The following is a 14,026-nucleotide window of genomic DNA, read 5'->3' on the forward strand; positions in this document are numbered from 1 at the left end:
ATTATTCAGCTCGTTGCAGTATGTTCGGCAGACAGGGAAGGATGACGCTTGATTGACTTTAGTCACCCACAGTGGCGGGAGCTGGCCCGCCAGCTGTTGGACAACCCCACCTCGGTGGTCCGCGCCCGTCAGTGGCAACCCCTGCTGGGCCTGCTCAAGGACAACCAGCTGCTACTGGCGCTGGGCAACCACCACTATGAGCTGACACCTGCCGGCCGCCGCTACCTGACTCGTGAACTGACGCTGGCCGAGATCGCCACGGCACCACCGACCCCGGAGGAGTGGCTGCATGGGCAGGGGTGGCAGCTGGCGGAGCAGGTCAACGAGCGGGTGCTCGCGGCGCTCTATCGCAAGAGCGAGGTGAGCTTTTCCCCCAACGAGCAGATCGATTTTGAAGACAAGGGGATCCGGCTCTGTGCCGATCAGTTGCTGCGTCTGCGCGCCTCTGAGCCGTTCAGCCTGTTTTTTAGCGGCGGCACCCTGCTCGATGCCGCCCCCTGGTTGCAGGCGCTCGGCGAGGTGGCACTACCTGAGCGTACCCTGGCCGGCCTTGGCAAGATCCTGTGGGGGGAGGGGGAGCTGCTGCGGGTGATCACCACCGACAGCGTCGGTGCCTTTGCCGAGCTGATGCTGCCGGTGGGGACGCTGCTGGTCTGGGCTCCCGCCTCGGCGCAGCAGGCGCTGCAGCAAGTGATCGCCGCTCTGCCGCCCCAGGTGCAGTGGAGCCATCTTACCTCTCTCGATCCGAGCGGGGTGGATCGGGTGCTGACCCTGGCCCAACGGCTGGGCCGTCCGGCTAGCTGGTGGCTGCCTACCTCACTGGCTCCCATCATGGCGGCCTATGCCCTGCCGCTGACCGATTCCCGTCCCTGGGAGCCGAGCCGGATCCCCAAGTCATTGTTAGCAGTTTGTAGCGGTTTGGTTGAGTCCAATGGTGGCTTGTCTGCTGAGGTGTGCGCGTTGGCGCCGCAGTGGTATGCCATCGGTTGAGATTGCCGCAGATCCGGCCGAAAAAGCGGTTTGCCCCCACCCTGCACGGTGATATAAAGAGTTGACGAAGCGCTCGCCAGATGGGCGCTTTTGTTTGCCACGTGTTTTGCGTGTCACGGACGGTGTGCCAACACGCTTTGCCAGCCAACGAACTCAACGGAATACAGGGAATACCATGTTTGAAAAGGTTGTTGCCGCCCCAGCGGATCCGATCCTGGGCCTGACCGAAGCCTTCCGTGCTGACTCTCGCAGCCACAAGATCAACCTGGGGGTCGGGATCTACAAGGATGAGACCGGTGCCACCCCCATTCTCCACTGCGTCAAGAAAGCCGAGCAGAAGCTCTTGACCGACGAGAAGACCAAGAATTACCTCGGTATCGAAGGCAATATCGAATATGGCAGCATCGTGCAGCAACTGCTGTTCGGGCAAGATTCTGCGCTGGTCGCCAGCGGCCGGGCCAAGACTGCTCAGGCGCCGGGCGGCACCGGTGCCCTGCGCATCGCCGCCGAGTTCGTGGTGCGCAACGGCCTGGCCAAGACTGTCTGGATCTCCGATCCCACCTGGGCCAACCACGTCAGCGTGTTCCAGGCCGCGGGTCTGACCGTCAAGTGGTACAAGTACTACGATGCGGCCAGCAAGGGCCTCGACTTTGCCGCCATGCAGGCCTCGCTGGCTGAAGTGCAGGCAGGCGATCTGGTGCTGTTGCACGGCTGCTGCCACAACCCGACCGGTATTGACCCGACCGCTGATCAGTGGCGCGCACTGGCCAAGCAGAGTGCTGCCGCCGGCTGGTTGCCGCTGTTTGACTTCGCCTATCAGGGCTTTGCCCGTGGTATCGAAGAGGATGCCGAAGGTCTGCGCATCTTTGCCGAGTGCCACGACGAACTGCTGGTGGCGAGCTCCTTCTCCAAGAACTTCGGCCTCTACAACGAGCGGGTCGGCGCCTTCACCCTAGTCAGTGCGACCAAGGAGATTGCCGATGTGGCCTTTACTCAGGTCAAGACTGTCATTCGTGCCAACTACTCCAACCCGCCGTCACACGGTGCCGCCGTCGTCACCGCCGTGGTGAGCGATCCGGCTCTCTATGCCGAGTGGGTGGAAGAAGTGGCGGCCATGCGGGTGCGCATTCGCGAGATGCGTGAGCTGCTGGTGGAGAGACTGGCGGCGCGCGGCGTGAACCAGGACTTCAGCTTTATCCGCGAGCAAAACGGCATGTTCTCCTTCTCCGGTCTCTCCAAGGATCAGGTGGAACGCCTCAAGAGCGAGTTTGCCATCTACATCGTCGGCTCGGGCCGGATCAGCGTGGCCGGTATCACCCGCGCCAACATAGATCCGCTGTGCGATGCCATCGCCAAGGTGTTGTAAGCACCACCGCCGATATCCGTTCAGTAAAAAGCCCGCCGGGGAGACCCGACGGGCTTTTTCGTCTTTTCTCATAGCCGCATCATGATGCGAAAACGGCCTTGTTCATCCGTGCGAGCAGACCGGGCAGTCGGGGCGTTTGGGCAGCTTCATTTCACGAAAGGTACCGCCAAGGCCGTCGATCATCAGCAGGCGACCGCTGTAACTGCGGCCCATCCCCGCCAAGAGCTTGATGGCTTCGAGCGCCTGCAGGCTGCCCACCAGCCCCACCACGGGGGCCAGCACCCCCGCCTCGACGCAGGTGAGCGCCTGCTCGCCGAACAGGGCGCTGAGACAGGCGTAGCAGGGTTCCCCCTCCTGCCAGGTGAAGCTGCAGACTTGTCCCTCCAGCCGGATGGCGGCGCCGCTGACCAGCGGCACACCGTGCTGGCGGGCCTTTTGGTTGAGCAGGTTGCGAATGGCCAGGTTGTCGGTGCAATCCAATACCAGCTGGTGGCGGGGCAACAGGGTATCGAGCAGCGCCTCGTCGGCCACGGCGGCGTGGGTCTCCACCTTGAGCCAGGGGGTGAGGGCGCGCAGGGACTGGGCGGCGGAGTCTACCTTGTAGTGGCCGATGCGCTCATCGGTGTGCAGCACCTGGCGCTGCAGGTTGGAGAGCTCCACCCGATCGAAATCGACCAGGGTGAGCTGGCCGACCCCGGCCACCGCCAGATACTGGCTGGCGGCGCAGCCGAGGCCGCCGGCGCCGATCACCAGCACATGAGCCTGTTTGAGCGCCTCCTGCCCCTCGAAGTCGAAGGATTTGAGGATGATCTGGCGGTTGTAGCGCAAGAGCTCGGCATCGCTCAGGATTTCGCTCACAGCAGTAATCCCCCGAACGGTTCGACGGTGACCGTCTCGCCTGCTGCGACACGACCCCGCTCGCGCTCAAGGACGATGTAGCAGTTGGCCTGCGACAGGGAGCTGAACACGGCGGAGTCCTGCGAGCCGGTGCTGCGCACCTCCAGGCCGTTTGGCCCCTGAGTCAGGATGCCGCGCTGGAAGTCGAGCCGGCCCGGCGCCTTCTTGAGCTGCTCTGCGGCAATGGCTTGTAGTTGAAGCGGGCGCTCGAAACGTTGGCCGGCCAGCTTGGCCAGCGCCGGTTGCACCAGCTGATCGAAGGTGACCATGGCGGAGACCGGGTTGCCCGGCAGGCCGAAGAACCAGGCGTGGGGCAGACGACCGAAGGCAAACGGCTTGCCCGGCTTGATGGCCAGCTTCCAGAAGCCGATTTCGCCGAGCTCCTCCAGCAGCTGTTTGGTGAAGTCCGCTTCCCCCACCGAGACGCCGCCGGTGGTGATGAGGGCGTCGGCCTCGCGATCGGCCTTTTGGAATGCGGCGCGCAGCTGGGCCGGATCGTCCGGGATGATGCCAAGGTCGAGACAATCACAGCCCATGCGATCCAGCATGGCCCGCACGCCGTAGCGGTTGGAATCGTAGATGTCGCCGTGGGCAAGGGGGGTACCGACCGGCTTGAGCTCGTCACCGGTACTGAATATGGCCACTTTGAGCGGCCGACGTACCGGCACGCTGGCAATGCCGAGGGAGGCCAGCAGCGGCATCTCCCGGGCGGTGAGGCGAGTACCGGCCGCGAGCACGCTGGCGCCCTCGCGGATGTCTTCGCCGCGGCGGCGAATGTTCTGGCCGGGCACCGGCGTGGTCAAAAAGGTGATCCTGTCGCCGTCGGCCTGCGTTTCTTCCTGCATCACCACCGCATCCGTCTCGGCCGGCACCGGGGCGCCGGTCATGATGCGCACGCAGTGGCCGGCGGGCCACTCGCCCTGATAGGGCTGCCCGGCAAAGGCCTTGCCCACCATGATGAGGGGAGCGCCGCCGGCGAGATCAGCCAGCCGCACCGCGTAACCATCCATGGCGGAGTTGTCGAACGGAGGTACGGAGAGGGGGGAGGCGATATCCATGGCGAGTACCCGGCCAAGGGCCTCTGGCAGGGGCAGCTGTTCGCTGTCGCAGCAGCCGTCAAGCTGTGCCAGCATGCCTTGCAGGGCGTCGCTCAGGGGTAGTAGTCCGCTGGTATCAAATCCCATGTCATGACCTCATTGTGTGATGGAGGGGGAGTAGAGGGCGGATTATCCCAAAAATCCAGCTGGATGGGCAGGTTGCCGCGGGATAAAACCGACTGGCTGCACAGATAGGCAGCGACCGGAGCGAAAGGGTACCCCCGTATGGGGAGCGCCGGCGGGGTAAAATTCGCCTGATTGGCATAAAGTCAGGGAACGGGCTTGAGTTAGCTTGAATTATGACAATAATCGCCGTTTACTATTGCGCCAAAACAGAATGCCGTCATAGACAAGGCGGCCATCACAGTCCCTGAGCGTGGGAGAGGAACAAGATGACGAGCTTAAGTCGGGAAGCCCTGTTGGTCAGGGCCGCCCTCGAGGCCGAGGGCCTCGAAACACCTCTGGTGGCCAATGCACTGGACGGTCAGCAGAAGCGGGAGAAGATCGAAGGCCACATGCGCGCCATCATGGAGACGCTGGGGCTGGATCTGGCCGATGACAGTCTGGCGGAGACGCCGCACCGCATCGCCAAGATGTACGTCAACGAGATCTTCTCCGGCCTCGATTACGCCACCTTCCCCAAGGTGACGGTGATCGAGAACAAGATGAAGGTGGACGAGATGATCATGGTGCGGGACATCAGCCTCACCAGCACCTGCGAGCACCACTTCGTCACCATCGACGGGCTGGCCCATGTGGCCTACATCCCCCGTGGCAAGGTGATCGGGCTCTCCAAGATCAACCGCATCGTGCAGTTCTTTGCCCGCCGCCCCCAGGTGCAGGAACGGCTGACCCAGCAGATCCTGCTGGCGCTGCAGACCCTGCTCGGCACCAAGGATGTGGCCATCAGCATCAAGGCGACCCACTTCTGCGTGAAGGCCCGCGGCGTGATGGACTCCACCTCCTACACCACCACCACCTCCCTCGGTGGGGTGTTCAAGACCCAGCCTGATACCCGCGCCGAATTCCTGGCCGGCCTGAAGCGCTGATCTGCCCGGAGACGTGCCGCCGCTGCGGCATGTCTCCTCGCTTTTCCATCCTTTTTCCTTCTCCTGACTGCCCGCCGGTCGCCCCGACGATTTTCCTCAAGGGATTGGCAGGCCCGGTCGATATATCTTTTCATGGCTTGGGTGCGCTCTTTGGGAGTGCAGGCAAGCCAGCAAGGTGCCTGTTCCGGTGGCTCTCTCGACCGGGTCTTGCTGCCGTTTCCCTGCCATGTGCCATCGCGGCTTGGGCTCGGCGCTTGGGCAGATCGGCACTTTGGCAAAACTGTTCGCCTCGTTCATGCAAGGACATAGATTCATCAAGGCTGGATGAGCCGCCATGGAGGCGGTGACCGCGGATCGTATCGCTACGGTCCAGACGAGCGTTATCTGTTCACTCATATCCAGGACATGCCATGAATACCAGTACCATGACCATTGGCAAGAAACTCACCGCCGGCTTTGCCGTGCTCGGCCTGATGATGGCCTTCATCGGCGGCTTCTCGTTGCTGCAGTTCGGCAACATGAACCGGGCGGCCATCGGCTTTACCGACAGCATACTGCCCGCCGTGGTGCGCACCAGCACTCTGGGTGAGACCATCAACACCCTGCGCCGCTATGAACTGGATGTGTTTCTGGTGGCGGCCGATCCGCAGCAGCGGGCCCACTATCGGGATCTCAGCGAGCAGAGCCTGCAAGAGGTTGCCCGGCAGGTAAAAGCCCACGATGCCACCATCTGGGCAGAGGATGTGGAGGAGCGTCGCACCTTCGATATCGTCAAGCAGGATTGGGACAAGTACGTCGCCCTGCACCAGCGGGTGCGGCTGATGCAGGATGGCGGCCAGCTGGCCGAGGCCCAGCAGCTGTTCATGAGCGAGGGGATCACTCTCTATACCAATCTGGCCAAGTCGGTGGCGGATCTGATCCGCATCAACCACGGCTACTCCGTCAACTCTCGTGCCCAGGTGGTGGAGGCGTTTGACAGCGCCAAGCTGAGCATCATCATCGCCCTGCTGCTGGGTCTGGGGCTGGCGGCCGTGCTCTCCACCGTGCTGACCCGCCAGATCCGCGATCCCTTGGTGATGCTGGCCCGTCAGGCGCAGCGCATCGCGAGCGGTGATCTGGGCAAGGGCGAACTGCAGGAGTGGATCCGCGGCAGTCGCTTCAAGCGTGACGAGCTGGGTCAGCTCGGCGCCGCCATCGATCGCATGCAGGGTTCGCTCGCGGATCTGGTGAGCGAGATCGCCGGCTCGGTGAGCCAGCTCAGCAGTGCGGTGGAGGAGGTGAGCGCCATCTCCGAGCAATCCGCCACCGGCATGGCTCGCCAGCAGAGCGAGGTTTCCCAGGTCGCCACCGCCATGAACGAGATGCAGTCCACCGTCAACGAGGTGGCCCGCAATACCACGGACGCCATGAGTGCCGCCAAGGATGCCTCCCGTACCTCGACCCAGGGCAACCAGGTAGTGCGCAGCGCCATCAGCAGCATCGAGGAGGTATCGGTCAAGATTGAGCAGGCGGGCGCCGTGGTGCAGCAGCTGGAGCAGGACAGCAACAACATCAGCATGGTGCTGGACGTCATTCGCGGCATCGCCGAGCAGACCAACCTGCTGGCGCTCAACGCGGCCATCGAGGCGGCCCGTGCCGGCGAGCAGGGCCGCGGCTTTGCGGTCGTTGCCGACGAGGTGCGTTCTCTGGCACAGCGTACCCAGAACTCCACCGCCGAGATCAGCAAGATGATCGAGGTGTTGCAGGAGCGTACCGCCGAGGCGGGCAGCGCCATGCAGCTGAGTCGCCAGCAGATGCAGGAGAGCGTGGGGCTGGCCCGGGAAGCGGGCAGCAGCATCGACACCATCAACGGTGCTGTCACCCAGATCACCGACATGAACACCCTGATCGCCACCGCCACCGAGGAGCAGAACGCGGTGACCGAGGAGCTCAACCGCAGCATCGTCAACATCCACAATGCGGCTGACGAGAACGCCCTGGGAGCCCAGCAGACCGCCCAGGCCTGCGTGGAGCTGAGCAAGCTGGCCAATACGCTGCACCATATGACCCAGCGTTTCACCCTCTAAGGCTGACCCTCGGTCACAGATAACAGAAGGCCCCGCCAATCGGCGGGGCCTTGTTGTTTCTGGCTGGTTTGCTGAGCGCAGCGCCATCGGCCGGCGCCAGACCCTTTATCCGGCCATTCAGCTCAGGCCGACGATATTGCCGTTATCGTCGATATCGATATGACGGTAACCGGTGGCAGGCTGTCGAGGCGGTGGCTTGGCCTGCAGCTGCCACTCACCATCAACCATCAGCTCAGGCCGACTATTTCGCCGTTATCGTCGATATCGATATGACGGTAACCGGTGGTAGGCTGTCGAGGCGGTGGCTTGGCCAGCAGCTGCCACTCACCATCAGCTCAGGCCGACTATCTCGCCGTTATCGTCGATGTCGATATGACGGTAGGCCGGCAGGCTGCCAAGGCCCGGCATGGTCATGATGGGGCCCGCCAGCGCATAGACGAAGCCGGCACCGGCGCACAGCTTCACCTCGTCGATGGGTACCTCGAAATCGGTCGGCACTCCCTTGAGGGCGGGGTCATGGCTGATGGAGAGCGGCGTCTTGGCCATACAGACCGGCAAGTGATCCCACCCCTCGGCAGAGAGTTGTGCCAGCTGCCGGCGCGCTTTATCGGAAAGCTGCACGCCGCGCCCACCGTAGCCGCATTCCACCAGGGTCGCCAGCTTGGCGTCGAGGCTCATCTCGTCGGGGTAGAGCAGTTTGACCTTGCCCGGTTGCTCACAGGCGGCCACCACGACCTGTGCTAGCTCGCTGGCACCGGCCCCGCCCTGGGCAAAGGCGCTGGAGATGGCGCTGCCACAAGCGCCGGCCTGCATCGCCGCGCGGGCCAGCAGGGCCAGCTCGGCCTCGCTGTCGGTGGGGAAGCGGTTGATGGCGACCACTACCGGCACCCCGTAGCGGCGGGCATTGGCGATGTGCCAGCCGAGGTTGGCGCAGCCCTGCTCAAGGGTCGGCAGATCCTCGCGCAGCAGGCTTTCCGGGAGCGGCTGACCCGGTCGAATGTCGAGCAGGCCGCTGTTGGCCTTGAGGCCGCGCACCGTCGCCACCAGCACCACGCAGGCCGGCGTGATGCCGGACTGGCGATGTTTGATGTTGAAGAACTTCTCCAGCCCCATGTCGGAGCCAAAGCCCGCCTCGGTCACCACGTAATCGGTGAGGCCGAGGGCCATGCGATCGGCGATCACCGAGGAGTTGCCGTGGGCGATGTTGGCAAAGGGGCCGGCGTGCACCAGCACCGGGGTCTGCTCGGTGGTCTGCATCAGGGTCGGCTGCAGGGCCTCTTTGAGCAGCACAGTCATGGCGCCCGCCACTTCCAGCTGCTCGGCTGTGATGGGCTTGCCGTGCAGGTCGCGGGCCAGCTGGATGCGGCCGATGCGCTGGCGCAGATCTTTCAGATCGCTGGCGAGAGCCAGAATGGCCATCAGCTCGGAGGCGGCGGTGATGACGAAGCGATCCTGGCGCTCGACGCCATCGGCGGCGCCCCCCTGACCGATGGTGAGGTGACGCAGGGCGCGGTCGTTCATGTCGAGGGTGCGCGGCCAGAGGATGTTGTCTGCATCGATATCGAGGCGCTGTAAACCGGTTCTGGCGCTGAACTGGTCGCCGAGTTTGCGCTCATGGAACAGGCGGGCATCGAGGGCCGCTGCCGCCAGGTTGTGGGCGGCAGTGAGGGCGTGAAAATCGCCGGTGAGGTGCAGGTTCATCTCCTCCATCGGCACCACCTGGGCGTGACCACCACCGGCGGCGCCCCCCTTGACCCCGAACACCGGGCCCAGGCTCGGCTGGCGGATGGTGGCGATGCTGGCCTGGCCGATATGGTTGAGCCCCATGGAGAGGCCGAGGGTGGTCACCGTCTTGCCCTCGCCAAGCGGGGTGGGGGTGATGGCGCTCACCAGCACCAGCTTGCCCGCCGGTTTGGGGAGAGACTTGAGCAGCTCGAGGCTGAGTTTGCCCTTGTAGTGACCGTAAGGATGGAGCTGGTGCGAAGGGATGGCGAGGCGTTCGGCCAGCGCGTGAATGGGGAGACGGGGGGACTGGCGGGAGATCTCGATATCGCTTAGCATCAGCACCTCGTTGGCATGTCAGGTCAAATATGCGGCGCAGTCTAGTGGAATCAACAGGGTTATCCAATGAGTAATACTATTTTGTCCGGCAATCGTGAGCTGCATCTAACGCCCATCGAGCTGGATCTCAACGTCCTCTATCACCCGCCCAAACAGCCGTTGACCGCGCTGGGGGTCGTCAGCGCCTTCATTCCGCTGTTTGGTTATGGCTGGCAGGCGATGACCCAGGATCCCGAGACCCACTTTCGCCATGAACTGGGCAAGCGCATCAACAAGCACAAGACCGACGAGGCCAATCTCATCCTGACCCTGCAGCTGGCCGGCATGCTCGACTGCCACTGCCTGCACATCATCTTGCCCTATGCCTTTGACGAGGCGCAGCTGGCGACCCTGCGCCAGCGCCTGCCGCGCTGGCAGCTGAACCTGCGCGATTTGCTGCTGGTGGCCGAGCTGCCGCTGCCTGCCGATAGCGCCGCCTCTTAGCCATCCCGTCACCGCGGCAAGACTTAAGCCTTGCGATCCCAGTAGTGGGGGGCGAGATAACGCTCCTGCACGAATTCGATGAAACAGCGCACCTTGGCCGAGACGAAGCGGCGGTGCGGATAGAGGGCATAGAGCCCCACCTGCCCCTTCTCCCACTCCGGCAGCAGTGACACCAGGGCGCCGGAGCGCAGCGCATCGCCGACGATGAAGGTGGGCTGCAATATGATGCCCTGATCGTCGCAGGCCGCCCGGGTCAGGGCCACCCCGTTGTTGGCTCGCAGCGGCCCCTGCGGGCGCACGCTCAGCTGCTCGCCATCCCGTTTGAACACCCAGTCCGGCTGGGTCAGGGTATAGAGCAGGCAGTCGTGCTGCTTGAGATCCTCCGGGGTGTTTGGCGTCCCCCGACGGGCCAGATAGGCCGGGCTGGCGCACACCTCCAGTCGCATCATGGCCAGCGGCTTGGCCACCAGGGAGGAGTCCGGCAGGTTGCCGATGCGCAGCGCCAGATCGAACCCCTCTTCCACCAGCGCCACCCGTCGGTCGCTGTACTCTATCTCCAGCTTCAGATCCGGGTAGCGTTCGCGAAACAGCGGCAGGGCGGGGGAGAGGTGGAGGTAGCCGAAATCCATCGGCACCGACAGCTTGAGGGTGCCCTGGGGCTGCTGGTTGTTGCGGGTCAGCTGGCTGTGGGTCTCTTCAAGTTCCGCCAGCAGCGCCTGGGAACGCTGGTAGTAGAACTGGCCGGCCTCGGTGGGGTTGACCTGGCGGGTGGTGCGCGACAGCAGCCGGGTGGAGAGCGACTCCTCCAGCTGCTGCATCAGCTTGGAGGTCATGGCGACCGAGATGCCGAGCTGGTTGGCGGCCTTGGTAAAACTTTGACACTCCACCACCTTGATGAAGGTGCGCATGGCGGCTATCTGGTCCATCTTTCACTCTCAGTTGATAATTATTTTAATAAATCGCTGATTATCTATTCCGATATGGAGGTTAGCATCTTGGCTGTTGTTGTGAACCCCCAATATGAAGGAACGAACGGATGAAAATGACCAAGGCCCTGCTGGCCTCCTGCCTGTTTATGGCGGCTCCCCTGATGGCAGCCGATTACGACGTCGATGCGGCGCACACCACGGTGCAGTTCAAGGTGGGTCACCTCGGCTTCTCCGAACTGGTGGGCCGTTTCAATACCTTCAGCGGCACCTTCAGCATGGACGACGCCAACCCGGCGGCGGCCAAGGCGAGCTTCGAGATCGATGCCGCCAGCGTGGACTCCAACCACGAGCCGCGCGACAAACACCTGCGCAGCCCTGATTTCCTCGACGTGAAGCAGTTCCCCAAGATGACCTTCGTCAGCTCCGGCTATGAGGGCACCAAGGATAAAGGCGTACTGAAAGGCACCCTGACCCTGCACGGCGTGTCCAAGGAAGTGGCCTTCGATCTGGTCCACATCGGTGAAGGCAAGGATCCCTGGGGTGGCTACCGCAGCGGCTTCAACGCCACCACCACCATCAAGCGCAGCGACTTTGGCGTGAACTACATGGTGCCGAACATCCCTGACGAGATGAGCATCAATCTGTTCGTCGAAGGCGTGCGCAAGTAATGGGCGCGGCACTCCTGCTGCAAACCCTGGCGGCTCCTTTGGGAGCCGCTTTGCTGTCGTGGCGCTGGCCGCGGCTGGGGTATCTGTGGGGCGCCCTGGCGCTCTGGTTGGTGGGCTGTCTGCTGGGCGGTGCCTACGGGCTGCCGGTCAAGGCGTGGCAGTGGCTGCCGCTGACTCTGCTGGTGCCCGCCCTGGCGGCGCAGCTGGCCGACCAACGGGCCGCGCTTGCACTGTTTGCCGCTCTGGGGGCGCTGGTGTGGTGGCAGGGGCTGGCCTCTGTGCTGGCGAGCGAGCCTGCCATCTGGCTGGCGTTGCTGCCTGCCATTGCCTGGCTGGGATGGACCGGGCTGCGCGGTGACAGCCGCGAGGGGCTCGGCTTTGCCCTCGGCTTCATCTGGCTGGCACTGGTGATCGGCATCGACGGCAGCCTGCTGATTGCCCAGCTGGCCGGCGCGCTGGCGGCGTTCGCCGGTTTCCGTGCCCTGCTCGGAGCCTTTGCCGGCTGCCAGGTGGCGCCCGCGGCGCTCGGATTGGCGCTGGCCTTTGTGCAGATGCTCGCCTGGCAATACGTGGAAGTGCCGCTGCTGGTGCTGCTGCCGGTCTGGCTGCTGCCCCTGCTGGAGTGGACCTTGCGCAGCAAGCCCTGGATCCAGCGCTGGGCCCTGCTGATCCTGCTGGCGGGCGCAGGAGCCGGACTCAGTCTCTGGAAGGTGTGGCCGGAAGCCTCGTTGTACTGATTTTTAGCATAAAAAACAGACAATTAACCCAAAAGTTGCCGACTTCGTCATAGTCTGCACAGATAAAGATTGAGCCCCATAGTGCTTTCAGATAAAAAGGATTTTCAATTATCTGGACACACACAGAACCCGGTCTGACCGGGTTCTGTTTGCCTGCTTGTTTGCGGCGCGCTAAGGAGGCCACAGTTGCGCAGTCAAGGATCTGAGCATCTGTTTTTTCGCCATTTCACCGAGCAGGGACGTCTCGACGGGCTCTGCATTCTGCTGGTTACCCATCTGCTTCCCGATCGCCCCCAGTTTATCCAGGCCCTCGATCAGATCGGGCGGATCGGCGCCATCCTGCCCAAACCCAAGTCAGTGCATGGACCGACCCTGACCTGGGCCCAGCAACACTATCCGGTACTGCCTCTCAATCGCCAGTGGACCAACACCCCGCAGGGGGTGATCGAGCACATAGCCCCGCTGGTGGCGCCTCATGAGCGGCTGATTATCCTCGATATTGGGGGCTATTTCGCCAGGACCCAGGTCACCCTCAGCGAGTATTTTGGCCCCCGCTTCCTCGGGGTGGTGGAGATGACCGAAAACGGCCATCAGCGCTACGAGCAGGAGGTGCTGGCTACCCCGGTCATCTCGGTGGCGCGCAGCCCCCTCAAGCAGGCCGAGGATATCCAGATTGGTCTGAGCGTGGTCTACTCCGCCGAATCCCTGGCCCGCACCCTCAACCGTACTTTCAATGTCTGCCAGGCCGCCCTGTTCGGCTACGGCAAGGTGGGCCGCAGCATCGCCCGTGAACTCAGGTGCCGCAACCTGCATCTGGAGCTGGTGGAGACCGACGTGTTGCGCCAGGTGGAGGCGCTCTCCCACGGCTTCAAGCTGGTGGGCAAGGCCGAAGCCCTCGGTCGGGCCGAGCTGGTGATCTGCTCCACCGGCAACGGCGCGCTGGACTTGGCGGATCTGCAGCAGCTGCGCCCCGGCACCATGGTCGCCTCGGTCACCTCGGCGGACGACGAGTTTGCGTTCTGCCTCGTCCAGCTGCCCTGGCCGAGCGAGGAGGTGTGCCCCCACGTGCTGGCACTGACCCGCCCCGACGGTAGCACCATCTTCCTGCTCAACCGGGGCGAGGCGGTCAACTTCGTCCACGGCGCCGTCATCGGCGAATATGTCTATCTGGTGCTGGCGGAGATCATCGAAGGGGTGCGTCAGCTGGCGTTGCAGCCGCTGGCCCCCGGTCTGTTTGACCTGCCGCAATCGACCATGCGCACCATTGCCCGCCACTGGCTGGCCGACTTCCACGGGGTTGCCCAGTGAGTGTTTTTTTCTTAGCCGCCATTGATGGAGTGACGACATGAGCGACACGACGCTGCCCGCCCCCAAACCTCGCATCGAGATCCGCTACTGCACCCTCTGTCGCTGGATGCTGCGCGCTGCCTGGCTGGCCCAGGAGCTGCTCTCTACCTTCGACAGCGATCTGGGTGAGGTGGCGCTGGTGCCGGCCAGCAAGGGGGAATTTCGCATTCTGGTGGACGGGGTGCTGGTGTGGGATAGGGTGGCCGACGAGGGCTTCCCCGAGGCCAAGGAGATCAAGCAGCGGGTACGCGATGTTATTGCCCCCGAGCGCGACCTCGGCCATGCCGATCGCAAGCCGGCCGCCGAGTAGGCCACAGCATCAATGACAGAGAGAGG

At 63.6% G+C, this 14,026-nt stretch carries 13 protein-coding genes; 9 read left to right on the top strand and 4 right to left on the bottom strand.

The features are described from left to right. The first annotated feature begins 48 nt into the window (after positions 1–48). Both E5E96_RS15405 and E5E96_RS15410 read left to right on the top strand, forming a co-directional pair. Positions 49–990, top strand: a complete 942-nt coding sequence (locus E5E96_RS15405; RefSeq protein WP_171282527.1) for a hypothetical protein — start codon at positions 49–51, stop codon at positions 988–990. A 175-nt stretch (positions 991–1,165) separates the two neighbouring features. Next, entirely contained in the window at positions 1,166–2,356 is a 1,191-nt protein-coding gene (locus tag E5E96_RS15410) for an amino acid aminotransferase (protein WP_171282528.1), read from the top strand. Between the two features lie 102 nt (positions 2,357–2,458). Here E5E96_RS15410 and moeB read toward each other — a convergent pair whose 3' ends face one another. Beyond that, a complete protein-coding gene (gene moeB, locus E5E96_RS15415) occupies positions 2,459–3,214 on the bottom strand; it encodes a molybdopterin-synthase adenylyltransferase MoeB (RefSeq protein ID WP_171282529.1) in 756 nt (251 codons plus the stop codon). Further along, on the bottom strand, positions 3,211–4,437 hold the full coding sequence (gene moeA / locus E5E96_RS15420) for a molybdopterin molybdotransferase MoeA (RefSeq protein WP_171282530.1): 1,227 nt from the start codon (positions 4,435–4,437) through the stop codon (positions 3,211–3,213). The genes moeB and moeA overlap by 4 nt, the downstream gene beginning before the upstream one ends. Positions 4,438–4,742: 305 nt before the next feature. Here moeA and folE point away from each other — a divergent pair, with 305 nt between their 5' ends. Further along, positions 4,743–5,399: a GTP cyclohydrolase I FolE gene (gene folE / locus E5E96_RS15425; protein ID WP_011705496.1), complete on the top strand. Its 657-nt coding sequence runs from the start codon at positions 4,743–4,745 to the stop codon at positions 5,397–5,399. A 410-nt stretch (positions 5,400–5,809) separates the two neighbouring features. Next, positions 5,810–7,465, top strand: coding sequence for a methyl-accepting chemotaxis protein (locus tag E5E96_RS15430; protein ID WP_060388980.1), 1,656 nt, complete (start codon positions 5,810–5,812; stop codon positions 7,463–7,465). Positions 7,466–7,795: 330 nt separating this feature from the next. Here the strand turns inward: E5E96_RS15430 and E5E96_RS15435 are convergent, their stop codons facing one another. Further along, complete coding sequence (locus E5E96_RS15435) at positions 7,796–9,526, bottom strand: formate--tetrahydrofolate ligase (protein WP_171282531.1); 1,731 nt, start codon at positions 9,524–9,526, stop codon at positions 7,796–7,798. Between the two features lie 66 nt (positions 9,527–9,592). Between E5E96_RS15435 and E5E96_RS15440 the strand changes: the two genes are divergently transcribed. Then, positions 9,593–10,009, top strand: a complete 417-nt coding sequence (locus E5E96_RS15440) for a hypothetical protein (protein ID WP_171282532.1) — start codon at positions 9,593–9,595, stop codon at positions 10,007–10,009. 23 nt (positions 10,010–10,032) lie between these two features. On the opposite strand, the gene E5E96_RS15445 is transcribed toward E5E96_RS15440, so the two are convergent. Then, entirely contained in the window at positions 10,033–10,935 is a 903-nt protein-coding gene (locus tag E5E96_RS15445) for a LysR family transcriptional regulator (protein ID WP_005299405.1), read from the bottom strand. Positions 10,936–11,045: 110 nt separating this feature from the next. On the opposite strand from E5E96_RS15445, the gene E5E96_RS15450 reads away from it, so the two are divergent. The 4 genes from E5E96_RS15450 (at position 11,046) to E5E96_RS15465 (ending at position 14,000) form a co-directional block, all read left to right on the top strand. Beyond that, a complete protein-coding gene (locus tag E5E96_RS15450; protein WP_011705502.1) occupies positions 11,046–11,606 on the top strand; it encodes a YceI family protein in 561 nt (186 codons plus the stop codon). After that, a complete protein-coding gene (locus E5E96_RS15455) occupies positions 11,606–12,343 on the top strand; it encodes a hypothetical protein (protein WP_102989058.1) in 738 nt (245 codons plus the stop codon). The genes E5E96_RS15450 and E5E96_RS15455 overlap by 1 nt, the downstream gene beginning before the upstream one ends. Positions 12,344–12,529: 186 nt before the next feature. Next, a complete protein-coding gene (locus E5E96_RS15460) occupies positions 12,530–13,651 on the top strand; it encodes an adenosylhomocysteinase (RefSeq protein WP_171282533.1) in 1,122 nt (373 codons plus the stop codon). A 37-nt stretch (positions 13,652–13,688) separates the two neighbouring features. Further along, positions 13,689–14,000 (top strand): SelT/SelW/SelH family protein, encoded by a 312-nt coding sequence (locus E5E96_RS15465; protein ID WP_171282534.1) that lies wholly within the window; start codon positions 13,689–13,691, stop codon positions 13,998–14,000. Positions 14,001–14,026 lie beyond the last annotated feature (26 nt).

This window comes from Aeromonas sp. 1805, assembly GCF_013085525.1.
Lineage (GTDB): Bacteria > Pseudomonadota > Gammaproteobacteria > Enterobacterales > Aeromonadaceae > Aeromonas > Aeromonas hydrophila.